This is a genomic window from Parvibaculum sp. (assembly GCF_030651915.1).
Classification (GTDB): domain Bacteria; phylum Pseudomonadota; class Alphaproteobacteria; order Parvibaculales; family Parvibaculaceae; genus Parvibaculum.
Map to the genome: position 1 here is coordinate 19,687 of NZ_JAUSBV010000010.1, position 18,721 is coordinate 38,407.

Annotated in this window: 21 protein-coding genes and 1 tRNA gene; 16 read left to right on the top strand and 6 right to left on the bottom strand. The window is 64.6% G+C overall.

The annotated features are described in order from the left end of the window. The first annotated feature begins 34 nt into the window (after positions 1-34). The 8 genes from Q7V31_RS14020 (at position 35) to Q7V31_RS14055 (ending at position 9,303) form a co-directional block, all read left to right on the top strand. Entirely contained in the window at positions 35-418 is a 384-nt protein-coding gene (locus tag Q7V31_RS14020) for a type II toxin-antitoxin system RelE/ParE family toxin (RefSeq protein WP_304735196.1), read from the top strand. After that, on the top strand, positions 399-734 hold the full coding sequence (locus tag Q7V31_RS14025) for a helix-turn-helix domain-containing protein (protein WP_304735198.1): 336 nt from the start codon (positions 399-401) through the stop codon (positions 732-734). The genes Q7V31_RS14020 and Q7V31_RS14025 overlap by 20 nt, the downstream gene beginning before the upstream one ends. Continuing rightward, positions 731-1,459, top strand: coding sequence for an HAD-IA family hydrolase (locus tag Q7V31_RS14030; RefSeq protein ID WP_304735200.1), 729 nt, complete (start codon positions 731-733; stop codon positions 1,457-1,459). Before Q7V31_RS14025 ends, Q7V31_RS14030 begins: the two co-directional genes overlap by 4 nt. After that, positions 1,456-3,222: an AsmA family protein gene (locus Q7V31_RS14035; RefSeq protein WP_304735201.1), complete on the top strand. Its 1,767-nt coding sequence runs from the start codon at positions 1,456-1,458 to the stop codon at positions 3,220-3,222. The genes Q7V31_RS14030 and Q7V31_RS14035 overlap by 4 nt, the downstream gene beginning before the upstream one ends. Then, complete coding sequence (locus Q7V31_RS14040) at positions 3,219-4,028, top strand: ATP12 family chaperone protein (RefSeq protein ID WP_304735203.1); 810 nt, start codon at positions 3,219-3,221, stop codon at positions 4,026-4,028. Before Q7V31_RS14035 ends, Q7V31_RS14040 begins: the two co-directional genes overlap by 4 nt. 148 nt (positions 4,029-4,176) lie before the next feature. After that, on the top strand, positions 4,177-5,709 hold the full coding sequence (locus Q7V31_RS14045) for an acyl-CoA carboxylase subunit beta (RefSeq protein WP_304735204.1): 1,533 nt from the start codon (positions 4,177-4,179) through the stop codon (positions 5,707-5,709). A 246-nt stretch (positions 5,710-5,955) separates the two neighbouring features. Next, a complete protein-coding gene (gene accC, locus Q7V31_RS14050; RefSeq protein ID WP_304735205.1) occupies positions 5,956-7,971 on the top strand; it encodes an acetyl-CoA carboxylase biotin carboxylase subunit in 2,016 nt (671 codons plus the stop codon). A gap of 306 nt (positions 7,972-8,277) precedes the next feature. Further along, the gene (locus Q7V31_RS14055; RefSeq protein WP_304735206.1) at positions 8,278-9,303 is read left to right on the top strand and encodes a polymer-forming cytoskeletal protein; all 1,026 of its coding nucleotides are present in this window, start codon (positions 8,278-8,280) and stop codon (positions 9,301-9,303) included. Between the two features lie 4 nt (positions 9,304-9,307). On the opposite strand, the gene Q7V31_RS14060 is transcribed toward Q7V31_RS14055, so the two are convergent. From Q7V31_RS14060 to Q7V31_RS14070, 3 genes are all read right to left on the bottom strand, one after another. Further along, positions 9,308-9,514: a hypothetical protein gene (locus Q7V31_RS14060; protein ID WP_304735207.1), complete on the bottom strand. Its 207-nt coding sequence runs from the start codon at positions 9,512-9,514 to the stop codon at positions 9,308-9,310. A gap of 24 nt (positions 9,515-9,538) precedes the next feature. Beyond that, a complete protein-coding gene (locus tag Q7V31_RS14065) occupies positions 9,539-9,742 on the bottom strand; it encodes a hypothetical protein (RefSeq protein ID WP_304735209.1) in 204 nt (67 codons plus the stop codon). A 163-nt stretch (positions 9,743-9,905) separates the two neighbouring features. Then, positions 9,906-10,073, bottom strand: a complete 168-nt coding sequence (locus tag Q7V31_RS14070; protein ID WP_370690664.1) for a hypothetical protein — start codon at positions 10,071-10,073, stop codon at positions 9,906-9,908. Between Q7V31_RS14070 and Q7V31_RS14075 the strand changes: the two genes are divergently transcribed. Beyond that, a complete protein-coding gene (locus Q7V31_RS14075; RefSeq protein WP_370690665.1) occupies positions 10,072-10,389 on the top strand; it encodes a winged helix-turn-helix transcriptional regulator in 318 nt (105 codons plus the stop codon). The genes Q7V31_RS14070 and Q7V31_RS14075 overlap by 2 nt on opposite strands. 290 nt (positions 10,390-10,679) lie before the next feature. Here Q7V31_RS14075 and lipB read toward each other — a convergent pair whose 3' ends face one another. Beyond that, positions 10,680-11,363 carry a lipoyl(octanoyl) transferase LipB gene (gene lipB, locus Q7V31_RS14080; protein ID WP_304735211.1) on the bottom strand — a complete coding sequence of 228 codons (684 nt, stop codon included), beginning with the start codon at positions 11,361-11,363 and terminating at the stop codon, positions 10,680-10,682. Positions 11,364-11,444: 81 nt separating this feature from the next. Between lipB and Q7V31_RS14085 the strand changes: the two genes are divergently transcribed. From Q7V31_RS14085 to Q7V31_RS14110, 6 genes are all read left to right on the top strand, one after another. Next, positions 11,445-11,693, top strand: coding sequence for a FliM/FliN family flagellar motor switch protein (locus Q7V31_RS14085; protein ID WP_304735212.1), 249 nt, complete (start codon positions 11,445-11,447; stop codon positions 11,691-11,693). Between the two features lie 169 nt (positions 11,694-11,862). Beyond that, positions 11,863-12,423 carry a bifunctional precorrin-2 dehydrogenase/sirohydrochlorin ferrochelatase gene (locus Q7V31_RS14090; RefSeq protein ID WP_304735214.1) on the top strand — a complete coding sequence of 187 codons (561 nt, stop codon included), beginning with the start codon at positions 11,863-11,865 and terminating at the stop codon, positions 12,421-12,423. Further along, a complete protein-coding gene (locus tag Q7V31_RS14095) occupies positions 12,420-13,244 on the top strand; it encodes a phosphoadenylyl-sulfate reductase (protein ID WP_304735216.1) in 825 nt (274 codons plus the stop codon). The genes Q7V31_RS14090 and Q7V31_RS14095 overlap by 4 nt, the downstream gene beginning before the upstream one ends. Positions 13,245-13,331: 87 nt before the next feature. Then, positions 13,332-13,418: transfer RNA gene (locus Q7V31_RS14100), tRNA-Leu, on the top strand. 201 nt (positions 13,419-13,619) lie between these two features. Next, complete coding sequence (gene mgtE / locus Q7V31_RS14105) at positions 13,620-15,005, top strand: magnesium transporter (protein ID WP_304735217.1); 1,386 nt, start codon at positions 13,620-13,622, stop codon at positions 15,003-15,005. 30 nt (positions 15,006-15,035) lie between these two features. Next, complete coding sequence (locus tag Q7V31_RS14110; RefSeq protein WP_304735218.1) at positions 15,036-16,049, top strand: kelch repeat-containing protein; 1,014 nt, start codon at positions 15,036-15,038, stop codon at positions 16,047-16,049. Between the two features lie 22 nt (positions 16,050-16,071). Here Q7V31_RS14110 and Q7V31_RS14115 read toward each other — a convergent pair whose 3' ends face one another. Continuing rightward, entirely contained in the window at positions 16,072-16,962 is an 891-nt protein-coding gene (locus Q7V31_RS14115; protein WP_304735220.1) for a phosphatase PAP2 family protein, read from the bottom strand. A gap of 106 nt (positions 16,963-17,068) precedes the next feature. Between Q7V31_RS14115 and Q7V31_RS14120 the strand changes: the two genes are divergently transcribed. After that, positions 17,069-18,268, top strand: a complete 1,200-nt coding sequence (locus Q7V31_RS14120) for an acetyl-CoA C-acyltransferase (RefSeq protein WP_304735222.1) — start codon at positions 17,069-17,071, stop codon at positions 18,266-18,268. Here the strand turns inward: Q7V31_RS14120 and Q7V31_RS14125 are convergent. Beyond that, the gene (locus tag Q7V31_RS14125) at positions 18,265-18,660 is read right to left on the bottom strand and encodes a nuclear transport factor 2 family protein (RefSeq protein WP_304735224.1); all 396 of its coding nucleotides are present in this window, start codon (positions 18,658-18,660) and stop codon (positions 18,265-18,267) included. The genes Q7V31_RS14120 and Q7V31_RS14125 overlap by 4 nt on opposite strands. Positions 18,661-18,721: the final 61 nt, after the last annotated feature.

Below are 18,721 nucleotides of genomic sequence, written 5' to 3' on the forward strand. Positions count from 1 at the left end.
CAATGTTTGACATTATCCTTGAAATGGGATATCTATGGCCCGCAATCCCGTAGACGGCGAAAAGCCGCTCGACTGGGTCGGATCGTCCAAGAAGGACTTTCTGGCGTTCCCGGCACCCGTCAAGGACGAGATGGGCAACGCGCTGGGGCTGGCGCAATTTGGCGGCAAGCATCCGAAAGCGAAACCGTGGAAGGGGTTGGGCCCGGGCGTTCTCGAGATCGTCGAAAGCTATGACGGCGACACTTACCGCGCTGTCTACACGATCAGTTTCAAGGAAGTTGTGTACGTGCTTCACGCCTTCCAGAAGAAATCGCCGAAAGGCATCAGGACGGCGCAAGTCGATGTGGATTTGATCGAGCGGCGGTTGAAGGCTGCACGACAGGACTACGAGGTTCGTCATGGCAAAAGCAAAAGCTGAAAAAATTATCCGCGGGAGTGACAACGTCTTTGCCGACCTTGGCTATGCAGACGCGGATGAACGGCAGACGAAGCTCCGCCTTGCCTTCGAACTCAATCGGGTGATCGGCGAGCGTGGACTTGTGCAGGCGACAACTGCCGATCTGCTCGGGATCAACCAGCCGAAGGTCTCCGCGCTCGTCAACTACAAGCTTGACGGCTTTTCGGTGGAGCGCCTGATGGCGTTCCTGACGCAGCTCGACCGCGACGTCGAGATCGTCGTCAGGAAAAAACCAAAATCACGACAGGCGGGACGCATTACCGTGGTTGCCGCTTGACCGCGCCCCTCCGCCTCATCGTCTTCGATTGCGACGGCACGCTGATCGACAGTCAGCACATGATCGTGGCGGCGATGGCGCATGCCTTTGCGGCGCACGGGCTGGCCGAACTACCGCGCGAGCGGGTGCTCTCGATTGTCGGCCTCTCGCTCGACGAGGCGCTGGCGGCGCTGCTGCCGCAAGCGGAGGCGGGCTTTCGTCGCCGCGTCACCGACAGCTACCGGGACGCCTTTTTCGAAGTTCGCCAGCGCGCCGATCTTGCCGAGCCGCTTTTCCCCGGCGCGCGCGAGGCGATCGATGCGCTGCATGCGCGTGGCGACGTGCTGCTCGGCATTGCCACCGGCAAGTCGCAGCGCGGTCTGGCCCATGCGCTCGAAACGCACGGCCTTCGCGATTATTTCGTGACGCTGCAGACCGCCGACGATGCGCCCTCCAAGCCCCATCCCGAAATGCTCCATCGTGCGATGCGGGCCGCTGGCGCCGGGGCCGCCGACACGGTGCTGATCGGCGATACCAGCTACGACATCGAGATGGCGCGCGCGGCGGGGACCCATGCATTCGGCGTCGATTGGGGTTATCATCCAGCCGAAATGCTCCGGCAGAGCGGCGCGCATCAGGTTCTGTCCAGTTTTGCCGCGCTGGCGCCCGCGCTCGACACGCTCTGGGACGAAGCCGGGGTGCCGGAGACCGCCCGGATGGCCGTTCAGGGGAGGCAGAAGCCATGAGGAAGTTGCTGCGTTTCATTGTCGTTGTCGCGCTGCTGCTCGCTGGCGCGCTTTATGCGCTGACCTTTGTCGATCTCGGCCGTTTCGCCCCGCAGATCGAGGCGGCGGCGAAAGAGGCCACCGGCCGCACGCTGAAAATCGAGGGCGGCATTCACATCGGCTATTCGCTGGTGCCGACGGTGGTTGCCGAGCAGATCCGTTTCAGCAACGCCGATTGGGGCACGAAGCCGCAAATGCTGACGGCCGAAAAGCTGTCATTGCAGCTGGCGCTGCTGCCGCTTTTCTCGGGCAATGTCGATCTGCGCGAGGTGGCGCTGTCGGGCGCCGACATTTATCTCGAGACGGATCGCCGCGGCCGCGGCAACTGGGTGTTCGGCGATGCCGCAACAGCGCCCGCCGAAGCCCCGGCCGGCAGCGGCATGGCGCTGGCCGGCATTCCCCAGATCGAAATCTCCGACATCCGCATTGCCTATCGCGACGGCACGACGGGGCAGGTGACGGAAGCCGCTTTCCGTGAAATCACCGCACGGCCGAAAGGCGCCGGTGTCCATGCCGTCATCGAGGGCGACGTCAATGGTTCGGCGGTCGCCTTTGCGGCCGATATCGCCGGTGATGCGACGAAGATCGCGCTGGCCGATGCGGCGCTGACGGTTGCCGGCACCAGTGTCGGCGGCGATCTCATCCTCGATCTGACCGGCCGGCCGACACTGACCGGCGCGCTCGCGAGCCCGAATTTCGACGTGACGCCCTTTCTCGGTGGCGGTTCTTCGGGCGCGAAGGGCGGGCCGGTCTTCAGCCGCGATCCGCTGCCGCTCGACGCGCTTGAGGCGTTCGATGCCGATCTCGCCTTTGCGCTGGGCGAACTTCGCTACGGCAAACTGGTTCTGACCGACATGAAGCTGCCGCTGACGATCAAGGGTGGCAAGCTCAATGCGCCGCTCGCTGCCGTCTATCGCGGTACGCCGCTGACGCTGGCCGTCACCGCCGACGGCAAGGCGAAGTCGGTCGCGGTCGATGCCGGGGCGCTGAATTTCGATCTTGGCAGCCTCCTCACCGATCTCGATCTCACCACCATGCTGGTGGCGCGCGCCGATTTCGGGGCGAAGCTTTCGGGCCGCGGCAATTCGCTTCATGCGATTGCATCGTCGCTGGGCGGTCAGACCAATCTGGCGATCGGGAAGGGCACCATCAATTCGCGCGCCTTCGCGGTTGTCTCCGACGATCTCGTCAATGTGCTGATCCCCGGCGGCAAAACCGGCGACACGGCGCGCCTGACCTGCGCCATCAGCCGCTTCGATTTTTCCGGCGGCGTCGGCACCTCGAAGGCGCTGGCGCTTGAAACCGACAGCCTGGTCACGACCGGCACCGGCACGGTCGATCTCGGCCGCGAACGGATCGACCTCTTGTTCAAGCCGAAGCCGAAAAACGCCAGCCTGCTGAGCGTCGCCTTTCCGGTTCGCCTGTCGGGTCCGCTCTCGGCGCCGACCGCCGGGCTCGACCGGATGGGGGTTGCGACCGGCGTTGCCACGGCGTTTGGCGGCGCGGCGCTGACCGGCGGCGTCGGCCTGTTGCTGCCGCTGATGAGCACCGGCGCGGGCTCGGTTGCCGGCAGCGGCGATTGCGGCGCGGCGGCGGCCGCGGCACAGCAGGAATCCGGCGGCGTCACCGGCACCGTCCGCGATGTCGGCGGCGCCATCGGTGGCGCGGCCGAAGATGCCGCCAAGGGCGTCGGCGATGCGGTGCGCGGGATATTCGGACGGTGAGCGACAAGGGCGCCGACACGGCATCGGGTATCCTGTTCGATCTGGCGCGCAACCGCACGCTCGACGAACAGCCGCCGCATCCGGGCCGCGAGGCGCCCCGCCTGCCGAAACGTTTCTACAAGCGCGCCGAAGCGGGAGCGGTCGAAACCGGCCATGCGATCCTGCTCGACGGGCGCTCGGTCAAGACGCCGTCGAAACAGGTGCTGGCGGTGCCGCATCCGGCACTGGCGCGCGCCATGGCGGCGGAGTGGAACGCGCAGGGCGAATATATCGACCCGCGCTCGATGTGGCTGACCAAACTCGCCAACACCGCGCTCGATCTTGTGGCGCCGCGCCGCGATGCGGTCATTGCCGAAATCGTCACCTTCGCCGGCAGCGATCTCCTCTGCTACCGCGCCGAGGCGCCGGCGGCGCTTGTCGCGCGTCAGGCGGCGGTCTTCGATCCGCTGCTCGAATGGGCGGCGGCGGCGCATGGCATCCGGATGAAGGTCACGACCGGCATCGTCCATGTCGCGCAGGACGAGGCGGCGCTGGCGGCTTATGGCCGGGCGCTGGCCGCGCTCGATCATTTCCGCCTCGCCGCGCTCCACAATGCGGTCACGCTGGCCGGTTCGGCGGTCATCGGCCTCGCCTTGATCGAAGGCCGGATCGATGCCGCCGCCGCCTTCGAGGCGGCCTATCTCGACGAGGCCTGGCAGATGGAGATTTCGGGCCGCGACGAGGAGGAGGAAGCCCGTCTGGCGCGCCGCCGCGCCGAGCTTCTCGAAACCGCCCGGTTTCTCGATCTTCTTGCTGACGCAACGTAAGCCCCACCCATCGGAATGGCGGCCAAGCCATTGGCAAAAAGCAGATTTCGGTGCTATTCAAAGCCCGCAACAGCCGGTTTGCGGGATATTTTTTGGCAACGGTTTCAGGCCGCGCAAGCGCGCGGATTCTCCGGTTTCAGGGGGCGGTATGAAGGACATTCTTCGTCGGCTTGAGGAGCGGCGCGCGGTGGCGCGGCTGGGCGGCGGGCAGAAGCGCATCGATGCGCAGCACGCCAAGGGCAAGCTGACGGCGCGCGAGCGCATCGAGCTCCTGCTCGACGAAGGCTCCTTCGAGGAGTTCGACATGTTCGTCGAACATGACTGCAACGATTTCGGCATGGAGAAGCAGAAGATCCCCGGCGACGGCGTCGTCACCGGCTGGGGCACGGTCAATGGCCGTCCGGTCTATCTCTTCGTCAAGGACTTCACCGTCTTCGGCGGTTCGCTGTCGCGCAATCACGCGAAGAAGATGACCAAGGTCCAGGACATGGCGCTGAAAACCGGCGCCCCGATCATCGGATTGTTCGATGCCGGCGGCGCCCGCATCCAGGAAGGCGTCGATGCGCTGGGCGGCTATGGCGACGTCTTCACGCGCAATGTGATGGCGTCGGGCGTCATCCCGCAAATCTCGGTGATCATGGGCCCCTGCGCCGGCGGCGACGTCTATTCGCCGGCCATGACCGACTTCATCTTCATGGTCCGCGACACCTCCTACATGTTCGTCACCGGCCCCGATGTCGTGAAGACGGTGACCAACGAAACCGTGACCTCCGAACAGCTCGGCGGCGCCTCGATCCACACCGCCAAATCCTCGGTCGCCGACGGCGCCTTCGACAATGACGTGATCGCGATGACGCAGATCCGCCGCCTTGTCGATTTCCTGCCGTCCTCCAACAAGGACGAAGTGCCGGAGCGCCCCTTTTTCGACGAGCCGAACCGCATCGAGGCGTCGCTCGACACGCTGATCCCGGCCAATCCCAACATGCCCTACGACATGAAGGAACTGATCCTGAAGGTCGTGGATGAAAGCGACTTCTTCGAAATCCAGGAAAGCTTCGCCAAGAACATCATCACCGGCTTTGCCCGCATCGAGGGCCGCACGGTCGGCGTCGTCGCCAACCAGCCGATGGTGCTGGCGGGCGTGCTCGATTCCGATGCCAGCCGCAAGGCGGCGCGTTTCGTCCGCTTCTGCGATTGCTTCTCCATCCCCATCGTCACCTTTGTCGATGTGCCGGGCTTCCTGCCGGGCACGGCGCAGGAATATGGCGGGTTGATCAAGCACGGCGCCAAGCTCTTGTTCGCCTATACCGAAGCCACCGTGCCGAAAGTCACCGTCATCACCCGCAAGGCCTATGGCGGCGCCTATGACGTGATGGCCTCGAAACATATCCGCGGCGACCTCAACTATGCCTGGCCGACCGCCGAGATCGCGGTGATGGGCGCCAAGGGTGCGGTCGAGATCATCCACCGCGCCGACATCGGCGATCCCGACAAGATTGCGGCCCATACCAAGACCTACGAAGACCGCTTCCTCAATCCTTTCGTCGCCGCCGAACGCGGCTATATCGACGAAGTCATCATGCCGCATTCCACGCGGCCCCGCATCGCGCGGGCCCTTGCGCTCCTCCGCCACAAGGAGCTCGAGAACCCGTGGAAGAAGCACGACAACATTCCGTTGTGAGGATGAGAGGGTGACGGTTTTGTATTCGCCACGGCATCACACTTCCCACCCGCCCCTGGGGGGCGGGTCGACAAAATTCGAGCGGGACGCGAAGAATTTTTCGGGGCGGGGGCTGGACCTTACGGCTCACCCCACCCCGAAATTTGTGCCGCTGACGCGCCTCAAATTTCGACCCTCCCCCAAGGGGAGGGTGGGGAATGTGCTCCGCCTCCCGTCATTCGATTTCGCTTCGCAAGGTTCCCGCTGATGTTCAAGAAAATCCTGATCGCCAACCGGGGCGAAATCGCCTGCCGCGTGATGAAGACGGCGAAGAAGATGGGCATCGCGACGGTCGCGGTCTATTCGGCCGCCGACAAGGACGCGCTGCATGTCGAGATGGCGGATGAAGCCGTCGCCATCGGCCTCGCGCCGGCCTCGGACTCCTATCTCGTCATCGACAAGATCATCGCCGCCTGCAAACAGACCGGCGCCGAAGCCGTCCATCCGGGTTACGGCTTCCTGTCGGAGAATGCGAAATTCGCGCAGGCGCTGGCCGACAACGGCATCGCTTTCATCGGCCCCAACATCAAGGCCGTCGAGGTGATGGGCGACAAGATCGAGTCGAAGAAATTCGCCAACGCCGCCAAGGTCAACACCGTGCCGGGCTATCTCGGCGTGATTAAAGACGTCGCCGAGGCGACGAAGATCGCCAACGAGATCGGCTATCCGGTGATGATCAAGGCGTCCGCCGGTGGCGGCGGCAAGGGCATGCGCATCGCCTGGTCGGAAAAGGAAGTGGCCGAGGGCTTCACCTCCTCGATGTCGGAAGCCAAATCCTCCTTCGGCGACGACCGCGTCTTCATCGAGAAATTCGTGACGCAACCGCGCCACATCGAAATCCAGGTGCTGGGCGACAAGCACGGCAATGTGATCTATGCGATGGAGCGCGAATGCTCGATCCAGCGCCGCAACCAGAAAGTCATCGAAGAGGCGCCGTCGCCCTTCCTCGACGAGAAGACGCGGCATGCCATGGGCGAGCAGGCGGTGGCGCTGGCCAAGGCCGTCGATTATGAAAGCGCCGGCACGGTCGAATTCATCGTCGACAAGGACCGCAATTTCTATTTCCTCGAAATGAACACGCGCCTGCAGGTCGAGCATCCCGTGACCGAACTGATCACCGGCATCGATCTTGTCGAACAGATGATCCGCGTCGCCTATGGTGAAAAGCTCGCCATCAAGCAGTCGGATGTGAAGATAAAAGGCTGGGCGATCGAGTCCCGCGTCTATGCCGAAGATCCCTACCGCAATTTCCTGCCCTCGACCGGCCGCCTCGTGCGCTACCAGCCGCCGGCGGAGGGAACGGCGAACGGCCTCACCGTCCGCAACGATACCGGCGTCTATGAAGGCGGCGAGATTTCGATGTTCTACGATCCGATGATCGCCAAGCTCTGCACGCATGGGCCCGACCGTCTCGCCGCCATCGACCGCATGGCGCTGGCGCTCGACGAGTTCCACATCGAGGGCATCCAGCACAACATTCCCTTCGTCAACGCGATCATGGAACATCCGCGTTTCCGCTCCGGCAACATCACCACCGGCTTCATCGCCGAGGAATATCCGGAAGGCTTCCACGGTGTGGCGCTGGCCGACGAACGTGCCGTGCGTTTCGCGGCGATTGCCGTCTATATCAATTCGGTTCACATGGGCCGCGCCGTGCAGATTTCCGGCCAGCTGTCGGGACGGCCGCGCAAGCTGCCGACGGAATGGGTGGTTTCGGTCGGCGACTGGAACCAGCGCGTGACGGCGGAAGATGCGAACGGGGCGCTGCGCGTCGTTTTCGTCGACGACAAGGGCGGGCGCGGCGAAAGCCATCTGGTGCGCTCCGAATGGGTGCCGGGCCAGGCCGTTTTCCGCGGCGAGGTCGACGGCGTGGCGATGACGGTCGAGATCGTCCGCGCCAAGCAGGGCTATGTGCTGCGCTATCGCGGCGCCTCGGCCCATGCGGTGGTGCGCACCGTGGCCGGCCATCGCCTCAATGCGTTGATGCCGGAAAAGGTCGCGGCCGACACCTCGAAGTTCCTGCTCTGTCCGATGCCGGGTCTCGTCAAGGCGATCCATGTGACGGAAGGCCAGGAAGTCAAAGCCGGCGAGGCGCTGGCCGTGGTCGAGGCGATGAAGATGGAAAACATCCTGCGCGCCGAAAACGACTGCACGGTCGAAAAAATCAACGCCGCCCCCGGCGACAGCCTCGCGGTCGATGCGGTGATCATGGAGTTTGCGTAGAGGGGCAGGGGCCGCCGCGCCCCTCACCCTTCCGCGGGCTGACGCCCGCTCCCTCCCTCTCCCCGGAGGGGAGAGGGAATAGAGTGTCGACCCTTATCTCCCTCTCCCCAGCGGGGAGAGGGGTGAGAGGGCACAGGAAAAGGTCCAGAGGACCTTTTCTTCCTCGAACGCCCGCCGAAGCAGCGAAGCTGCGCAGGTGGGAAGGGTGAGGGGGCGCCGCACCCGCTTCCACCCCCCAATCCATGCACCCGCCACATTCTCACGCTATAGTCCTTTCCGGGGCTAAATGAATCGCAAGGAGAGACCATGCGCGGCGCAATCCGGTCGACACTCGTCATTCTGGCCCTTGCTTTCGGCGCCGGCGCCGCCCAGGCCGAGCCTGCCTCCGGCCGCAGCGTCGAATGGGTCAGCGGCAAGGATGTCTTCGCCGCGGCCGAGGAACTGACCATCGATCGCCAGATCGAGGGCGCGCTGACGGCCGCCGGCCAGATCGTGATCCTGACCCGCGATGCCCATGTCAAGGGCGACGCCTGGATCGCGGCGCGGCGCGTGGCCATCGAGGGCGAGTTCGAGGGCGACCTCTCGATCCGCGCCCAGGAAGCGCTGATCAACGGTCATGTGCAGGGCGATGTCACCTTTTACGGCCTCCAGCTCTCGCTCGGGCCCGATGCGCGCATCGACGGCGATGTCGACTATTATTCGGCCTCGGCGGCGAAGATCGACAAGGGCGCGCGGGTCAAGGGCGAGGTCAACGGCCATGCCTTCCGCGCCACCGATGACAGGGTCACGCGCGACACGCGTGAGCACTGGCGCGAAAGCCATATGCGCGACCGCCGCGGCGGCTTTTCGGCGCCGGGCTATCACATGTCGGCCGGCGGTGCGGTCGTCTTTGGCGGCCTGGCGATCCTGCTTGGCCTGCTTGCGCCGGGTGCGGCGGCGCGGATGCGCGACGCTGCCACCGCCGAACCCTGGCAGGCGCTCGGTCTCGGCTTCGTCTGGCTGGTCGGTGTGCCGGTGCTGGCCATCGCCTCGGCGATCACGCTGGTCGGCCTGCCGGTCGCCTTCCTGCTGATGCTGCTTTACCCGCTCGGCATCGTTTTCGGTCTCGTCGCGGCGCTTGTGGCGCTGGGCGGTCTCATCGCGGCGCGCCTCGGCGCGGCCGGCGAGGGCGCGCTCGGCCTGGTCGTCGGCATTGTGCTCGCCGCCGCCATTCTCTGGATCGCCATCTCGATCCCCGCCATCGGCGCCATCGTCTGGCTCGCCGCCGTCGCCGCCGGTCTCGGCCTCGTCGTCATGGCGCTGTGGGGGCCGCCGGTAACGGCCCCCGCCTGAGACGCTATTCCTCGACGGGCACGCCCTCGCCGGGATCTGGCACATCCGGCGGCGGTTCGCCGGGGAAATGCGCGCCGCTGTCGTCGGTTTCGATGCAGGTCTCGGCAACGCCGTCATCGTCGAAGTCGACGCAGGTCATGCCGGCTGCCGCGGGACCGGCGGCAAACGCCGCGGCCAGCGCGGCAAGCAATGGCCATATCGCTCTTGTCATGGGTTTGCTCCTTTGCCGAAGGGCCTATTCGTCGCTCTCGATCGGGCCGCCGTCCGGCGGGTTGCAGCGTTCGGGCGCGAGCGTGCAGGGATCGATGGGCGGGCAGTCGGCCGGGTCGCAAGGCAGCGGCACGGGATCGGCGGTGGCGATGCCGTCTGCAAGCCAGATCGCGCCGCCCAGCGCGACGGCGGCAAGAATGACCGCCAGTTTTCTTGTAAACTTCGACATGGTGGACCCTCCCTTTTCCATGCGGGAGCACGGGATGGATCTCCGCCCGGGGCGGCCCCCGTCGCGCGGGAGCGGAGCATTTTCACCAGGGTCGCAAGCGGTATCGGCATTCATTCTATCAGCCCGTCGGGCCTTTGCCTATCGGTTCTCCCGACGCCCCTCGTCACGCCGCCGGAAACAGATGCCGGTAGGGCGCCGCTTCCTCGAAGACGCGGGCGAAGGAGGGGCGTTTCATCAGCCGGTCGAAATAGACGGCGAGGTTTTTGTATGCGTCGAAGGGGACAATGCGGTTGGCATAATAAAGCGTCGGCGCGGCGGCGCAGTCGGCCATGCTGAAATCCGTGCCCGCCGCCCACAAGCAGAAAGTCATCTACAGCCTCACCGAACGGGGCGTCGAGCTCTTGCCGATCCTCGCCGCCATGTCGGCCTGGGGTGTCAAACACATGCCTGTCACCGAGGAACTCGGCATCCGCGCCAAACTCCTCACCGATGGCGGCCCCAAACTTGTCGCCCGCTTCATGGACGAACTCCGCGCCGAGCATCTCGGCACCGCGAAGAAGGGCAGGCGGGGTCCCACCGTGCGCGCGGCGTTGCAGGCGGCTTATGAAGCGGTGGTGGCGCGGAAGGGACGGCGCGCGAAGCGCTGATCATTCCCCCGGGGACAAGTTTTTTCGCCTCGGGAGACAAAAAAACTTATCCCCGCCCTTTGTCCCTGGCAGCCGGTGCCGGCCGGGGATTCGTTGCGGGGGCAATAAAACCGGGGATAAGTTTCTTCTTCATCCGTACACGGATATTCATTTTCGCGGTTTGTGACAGTTTTATGACTGTTTTGTGACAGAAGGGGGGTCCGCTCTTCAGCCATCGTCTGTGCATTCCGGCGCAAGCCGTTGATGCGGCCGGGAAATCCGGCCTGGAGGCTGTTTAGTCTGTAGACGGATTATTCGCTGTCGCGGTTGAAGACCGTGTCGAAGGTCGATCGGAGGGCGATGTCGACATCGGCCATCGTCGCTGTCAGGCCGAGATCGGCCAGGCTGGTGACGCCATGTTGTGCGATTCCGCACGGCACGATCCCCGAAAAATGATCGAGGTCCGGATCGACATTGAGGCTAACCCCATGAAACGTCACCCATTTGCGGATGCGCACGCCGATGGCGGCGATCTTGTCTTCGGCTGTCAGCCCGCGCTCGGGGCGGCGGACCCAGACGCCGACGCGGTCGGGTCGCGTCTCGCCGGTGACGTTGAACTGTGCCAGCGTGGCGATCAGCCAGGCCTCGAGGTCCTGCACGAAGGCGCGCACATCGGGCCTGCGCCGCTTCAGGTCGAGCATCACATAGGCGACCCGCTGGCCGGGCCCATGATAGGTGTATTGCCCGCCGCGTCCGGTCTGGAAGACGGGAAAGCGTTTGGGATCAATGAGATCGGCGGTGTCGGCGCTGGTGCCGGCGGTATAGAGGGCCGGGTGTTCGAGCAGCCAGACCAGCTCCGGCGCGCTCCCCTCGGCGATCGCCGCCACGCGTGCCTCCATCTCCGCCACCGCCATTTCATAAGGCACCGGCGCATCCGAGACACGCCATTCAACGGCGTGGGCCAGCATGTCGGCAAGGGGCAGGGGCTTAACCATCGGGTAACTCTAGCATGGCAATTTGGTTGGCTGGTAAAGCACTTGGGACCGGTCCGGTCTCTGGTTCAGGTGGAGTTGCGCGTGAATTCGGTCAACAACGTCTTCGTCGAAATTACCGTCGTTCTGGGCCGGACGACGCTGCCGATCCATCAGCTTCTGCGGATGGGCCGCGGCGCGATCATCGAACTCGGCACCATCCAGGACGAAGAAGTCTGGATTCTCGCCAACAACGTGCCGATCGCGCGCGGCGAGATCATCGTCAAGGGCGAGCGCCTCGCGGTCTCGGTCACCTCGGTCATCTCCAGCGCCATGGCCGAAGCACGGGGCTGAAATCATTCGATTTTTCGTTCGGGACGGGCTCCTTTCGGGGCCCGTTTTTTTGTTCTACCATTCTTTTTGTGTGAATTTTAGAATTATACGGACGTGAGTTGAATTATTCGTCACAATTGCTATCTCTAACGGGAATTGGAAGACCTGCTGCCTTCTGGAGGTGCGCGCCATGTTTCCAGTCATGCTCGATCTTGGCACGCTGAAAGCGATGCTCATCGGCGAGGGCGAAGTGGCTGAAAAGCGGCTGGCGGCGCTGGATGCCGCCGGTGCGGCCCATCTGGAGGTTTATTCGGGCGCGCCGACGCCGGTTCTGGTCAAGCAGGCCGGCAGACGGCTGAAGGGCGCGCGGCCCACAGGCGAGGCATTCCGGGGCGCTCGCGTCGTGTTTATCGCCGGTCTGGGCGATGCCGAAAGCGTGGCGCTGGCCGGGCTGGCGCGGTCGGCCGGGGCGCTGGTCAACACCGAGGATGTGAAGCCGCTCTGCGATTTTCACGTGCCCTCGGTGATGCGGCGCGGCGAGCTGACGATCACCGTCTCGACCGCCGGCAAGTCGCCGGGGCTGGCGCGGCGCCTGCGGCGGCATCTGGAAGGGTTGTTCGGGCCCGAATGGGCCGGGCGGCTCGACGAACTGGGCCGGCAGCGCAAGCTCTGGCGCTCTCAGGGTCTCGAAATGGCCGAAATCGGCCGCCGTGTCGATGCCTATATCGAAGAGAAAGGCTGGTTGTCATGACCGCACTGGATTTGAGCCGGCGTCCCGCTGGCGTCGCGGTCACCGAAAGCCGCGCCGCCGCCATGGATACGCCGACGCTGGTGTCGCCGCGGCTGACGGCCTTGCGCGAAGCCCATCAAGGGCTGACCGGGCGGGCCTTGCTCGAGCAGATGATCCGCACCGAATTTAAGGGCCGCATCGCGGTCGTTTCGTCCTTTGGCGCCGAATCTGCGGTGCTTCTGCACATGGTCGCCGAGATCGATCCGTCGACGCCGGTGATTTTTCTCAACACCGGCAAGCTCTTCGGCGAAACGCTGCGCTATCGCGACCGGCTTCAGGAGAAATTCGGCCTGACCGATTTACGCGCTGCCGGTCCGCATCCGGCCGACCTTGCTGCAGTGGATCCCAATGGCGGGTTGTGGAACAGCGATCCCGATGCCTGCTGCCATGTCCGCAAGGTGCTGCCGCTCGAGCGCGCGCTGCAGGGTTTCAATGCCTCGATCACGGGCCGCAAGCGTTTCCAGACCTCGACACGGGCCACGATGCATCCGATCGAGGAAGAGCGTGTGCGCGGCACCGGCGAGCCGGGGTCGGCCGCCGGAACCCGCTTCAAAATCAACCCGCTAGCCTATTGGGGCGAGGCGGAGCTCGACGCCTATGTCGACGCGCACAAGCTGCCGCGCCATCCGCTGGTCAAGGACAACTACCTCTCGATCGGCTGCATGCCCTGCACCGAGCGCGTGCCTGAAGGCGGTTCCTATCGCGACGGCCGCTGGGTCGGTCGCGACAAGGACGAGTGCGGCATCCACCTGCCGGCCAATCTGGATGGCGACGGGATTTGAGCTTATTGCGCTAAACCCCCGTCCGGCCTCAATTTGCAGCTTGAGCAAGCCATCCGGATTTGTTACATCGGCGCGGCTTGCGAACATGCGGTCGTGGCGGAATTGGTAGACGCGCAGCGTTGAGGTCGCTGTGGGGTAACTCCCGTGGAAGTTCGAGTCTTCTCGACCGCACCATCGCAGGGCCGGGCCAAGGCCCGGTACGACGGACGAACCGACAAGACCGGTGGCCGGTCGCTGACAAAGCGCAGGCGCCGGTTTTTCATTTCGGCCATGGCCGTCCGATTCAAAGGCGTTTCAGACCGCGCGCGGTGGCGGGACCCGGCCAAATAACGCACACTCGCGGCCTGTTCGACGAACCAGATTCGCAGGCGCCGAATGACCGATACCTCGACACCCACCCCAGCGGAAGATGCCGTCGACGACGCCTTGTCGCCGGCCTATGTGCGTTCCGTTGTCGATGCCGTGGACCGGGGCGACAAGGCGCAGGCGCGCGAGCTGGTTTTGCCCCTGCGCCCGGCCGATACCGCCGAACTCCTTGAATTGTTGCGCAGCGACGAGCGGCGCGATCTGGTCGATATGCTCGGCTCCGATCTCAATCCGGAGGTGCTGAGCGAGCTTGACGAAGGTGTCCGCGACCACTTGATGGAGCTGCTTGACCCGAAGGACATTGCCGCCGCGCTGACGGAAATGGATTCGGACGACGCCGTCTATCTCCTCGAGGACATGAACGAGGCCGAGCAGCGCGAAATTCTCGACCAGCTTCCGGCCAGCGAGCGCGCCGTGCTCGAGCAGTCGCTCGATTATCCGGAATACAGCGCCGGCCGTCTGATGCAGCGCGAACTGGTCGCGGTGCCGCCCTATTGGGATGTCGGCCAGACGCTCGACTATCTGCGCGAGGCGCCGGATCTGCCGCATGAATTCTACGAAATCTTCGCCGTCGATGCGGCCCACAGGCCGATCGGCACCGTGCCGCTGTCGCGGGTCACGCGATCGAAGCGCCCGGTCCGGATTTCCGAGATCATGGAGACCGAGCAGACGCTGATCCCGGTCGAGATGGATCAGGAAGACGTGGCGCTGCAGTTCAGCAAATACGATCTGATCTCGGCTGCCGTGGTGGATGAGGACGGGCGGCTTGTCGGCGTCATCACGGTTGACGACATCGTCGAGGTTATCAGCGAGGAAGCTGCCGAGGATATCCGCCTGCTCGCCGGCGTCGGCGAGGAATCGATTTCGGATACGGTGCTGCAAACCAGCCGCAGCCGCATTCCCTGGCTCGCGGTCAATCTTGTCACGGCTGTTATTGCGGCCTCGGTGATTGCCCTTTTTGATGCCGCGATCGAAGAGATGGTGGCGCTTGCCGTGCTGATGCCGATCGTTGCGTCGATGGGGGGCAATGCCGGCACCCAGACCATGACCGTGACGGTGCGGGCGCTGGCGACCCGCGATCTCGTTCATTTCAATGCGCGGCGCACGATTTTGCGCGAGGTGCTGGTCGGCTTTCTGAACGGTATGGTTTTCGCGGTCATGCTCGGCTGCCTCGGTGGCTTGATCTTCCAGAGTGTTTGGCTGGGCGGGGTGCTGGCGGCGGCCATGATGATTAATCTTGTGGTTGCGGGGTTGACGGGCATTCTCGTTCCGCTGGGCCTTGATAAGCTGGGTGCCGACCCGGCTGTGTCATCGGCCGTGTTTGTGACGACGACCACGGATGTCGTGGGATTCTTCGCGTTTTTGGGACTCGCGGCGCTGGTCCTGTTTTACTGAGCGTGTCGGCGAGTGTGGGAGAGTTGAGCGATGCGTAGCGCGATCCGTTCCGGCGTTTCGGGGTTTCTACTGGCGACGGGCCTCTGTCTTGCGACAGCGACGGCCTCGGCGCAGGGCTGGCGCGACGGCACGCCGATGACGACAGCGCGAGCCTTTGCCGGCGCGGCATTGCTTGGAGACGACCTCTATGTCGTCGGCGGCGACAGTACGTCGGGTCCACGCTCCGTGGCGGAAATCTACGATGTGCGCGGCAATATCTGGCGTCCCGCCGTTGCCTTGCCGGTGGGGCTGCAGCATTTCGGCATGGCCGAACTCAACGGCCGGCTCTTCATCGCCGGCGGGCATGAGGCGCCGCCGCCCCGGCGCGCCGACGATTTTGGCGGTCCGGGCGCCACCGCGTCCAGCGCGGTTTCGGATGGCGCCGACACGGGCAATGTGTGGATATTCGATCCGAATGTCGGAACCTGGCTTTCCGGCCCGTCGATGCCGGCCGCACGCGCTGGTCACGGCCTCGTCGCCGCAAACGGCCAGCTCTACGCAATCGGCGGGCGCGGCGACGGCGCCTCGCGGGTTTTCGTCTACGATCCGGGTCGCGACCGCTGGAGCGTGTCGGGGTCGCCGATGCCGTCGCCGCGCGTTGCCTCCGCCTATGTGGCCGGTGGCGGGCTCATCTACGCAATCGGCGGGCTCGACAGTGCCGGGGCGGCGTCGTCGCGGGTCGATATTTTCGATCCGTCGAACGGTAGCTGGCGAACGGGCCCCTCATTGCCCGAGCCGCGCGCCGGCCATGTCGCGGCCGTTCTCGACGGGCGGCTTCATGTGACAGGCGGCGAGCAGCGGCGGCCGTTGCGCACCTATGGCGATCACTTCGTGCTCGATCTGGCAACTAATGTCTGGCGGCGCGCGCCGTCGATGCCGACGCCACGCCACGGCGCGGTGGCGACCGCCACCGCTGACCGGTTCATCGTCGTGGGCGGTAGCCCCGGCGCCGGCGTCTACACGGTTTTCACCGAGTCCGACGTGGTCGATATCTACTCCGAATAAGCGGTTAGCGTATTCGGTTCATCTATTTCATCAGCTTCAATGCCCGGAAGCCCATCGGCGCGAGACCGGTCATGTAGAAGCCGAGAATGGCCGCACCGAGGAACAGAATGGCGGCCGGCGGCAGACCAATGGCCGCGCCACCGGTTTCGACCGCCCAGCGCAACGCGAACAGCACCACGATGCCACAGACAACCATGATGGCCTGCTGCCAGAGGGCTGTACGGGGCCCGCGGACCGGCGCGAGGCGGTAGTCGAGCGTCTGACCGGCGACCCAGCCAAACAGCAGGAACAGAACCGATGTGTGGCCGTAAAAGCTGCTGCCCGCGGGGCCTTCGGGCGGCCAGATGAACCACAGCGCCGGCACCAGGGCCAGAATGACAGCCAGATGAACAATGGCAGGCAGGCGCCGCCAGAAGTCGAACGAGGGGCCGAGCAGCCAGATGAAAAGCACGATGCCGGCAAGGCCGAGCACGCTGCCCGTCAGGATATCATCGACGTCGTGGACGCCCACATAGAGGCGGCTCAGTCCGACACCGGCGGCGATGACGATGGCCACGATCCAGGCCCAGCTCTTCCTGATTTCATAGGCAAGCCACAGCCACATGGCGACCGCCACCTGTGCATGGCCGGACGGGCGTCCGGGTGAGCCTTCGACGCGGTTGTCGATCCAGTAGCGCGGGTCGGGGCGGGCGTCCTGCCAGAAATCCTTCAGCCAGCCGTTGACGACGGCGGTGATTGCGATCAGGACCGCGAGCCGCGTGAAGATGGCGCGATCCCACAGCCAGTAGCCGAGCGGCAGGAACATCAGGAAAAACGGCGTATAGCCGAGCCAGGTGAAGCCGTTGGCGATGGGCGTCGCCCAGTCGCTGCGCAGAGGCAGCACCCAATCCATGTTGTGCAGGAAATCTTCCACCGAGCATCCCCCATAGGCGCGGCCTGTTTGGCGGCCACTAGTTTTAGGCTAGGGTTCTGCCCCGAATCCCGGCCTCGATCGCCAGTCTAAACGCGGAAACAGCTCAATGTCACATAACCGTCATGAAACCGATCCCGTCGTCATCGTCAGCGCGGCGCGCACGCCGATGGGCGGTTTTCAGGGCGCATTGTCTGGCCTCACCGGCCCTGAGCTTGGTGCGGCCGCTGTCAAGGGCGCGGTCGCGCGTGCGGGCGTCGGACCGGCCGAAATCGACGAAGTGCTGATGGGGTGCGTTTTGTCCGCAGGTGCGAAACAGGCGCCGGCGCGTCAGGCGGCACTCAAGGCAGGGCTGGACGAAAGCACGCCCTGTACGACCGTCAACAAGATGTGCGGCTCGGGCATGAAGGCGGTGATGATGGCGCATGACGCCATTGTCGCTGGTCACGGCGATGTCATCGTGGCCGGCGGCCTCGAGAGCATGACCAATGCACCCTATCTGCTGCCCAAGGCGCGGGGCGGCCTGCGGCTCGGCCACGGCGAGGTCAAGGATCACATGTTCCTCGACGGGCTCGAAGACGCCTATGAGGGGCGGCTGATGGGTTCTTATGCGGAAGATACCGCGCGGCACTACCAATTCACGCGCGGCGCGCAGGACGCCTATGCGGTCGAATCCCTCAAGCGGGCCAAACATGCGGTTGAGGGCGGCGCGTTCGCGCCGGAAATCGTGACGGTCAGCGCGCCGGGCCGGAAGGGTGCGGTCGATGTCGCGCAGGACGAACAGCCGCTGACGGCGGATGCGTCGAAAATCCCGACGCTGAAGCCCGCCTTTGCGAAGGACGGCACGGTGACGGCCGCCAATTCGAGCTCGATTTCGGATGGTGCCGCGGCGCTGGTGTTGATGCGTTTGTCGGAAGCCGAAAAGCGTGGACTTTCGCCGCTTGCCGCCATTCGCGGACATGCGATGCATGCGCAGGCACCGGCCTGGTTCTCGACCGCGCCGGTCGGTGCGATCTCAAAGCTGTTGGAGCGCGCCGGCTGGAGCACGAAGGATGTCGATCTCTGGGAGGTCAACGAGGCCTTTGCCGTCGTCGCCATGGCCGCGATCAAGGAACTCAACCTCAGCCACGACAACATGAACATTTATGGCGGCGCCTGCGCGCTCGGCCATCCGATCGGTGCTTCGGGGGCGCGCATTCTCGTGACGCTGCTCAATGCGCTTCAGCGGACCGGCGGCAAGCGCGGCGTCGCTTCGCTTTGCATCGGCGGCGGCGAGGCGACGGCGGTTGCGGTCGAACGGCTGAACTAGGCGGCGGCTTGCCCGAGCGATGCCTTCACGTGTTCGGCGAGCGCAATCAGGCCGTTCAGCGGGCGTATCAGCACCTCAATGTGGCTCATCCGGCCGTCGGCGTCGACGGTGATCCGGTCGATGCCCTTCAATTTCGTTGCACCGATGCGTGACTCGAATTCGAGAATGATCTCGTTGCCGTCGGTCCATTGCTTCGTATAGGTGAAATCCTCGAAGCCGTCGGTGACGGTCGTCAGGATCGCAATCACATAGTCTTTTGAGGTTTTGGGCTTGTAGAAGGCGGGCGAAGAAATGGTCGCACCGTCGGCGACAATGGTCTGCAGCAACGCCGGGTCGTGGCTCTCGACATAGGCGTACCAGCGGGTCAGAAAGGTCTGGGCGGGATCGCTCATCTGTCAGGCTCCTGTCCGATGTTTTTATAACGGTGTTATAGATTGAGAAGAGATAGCCCGT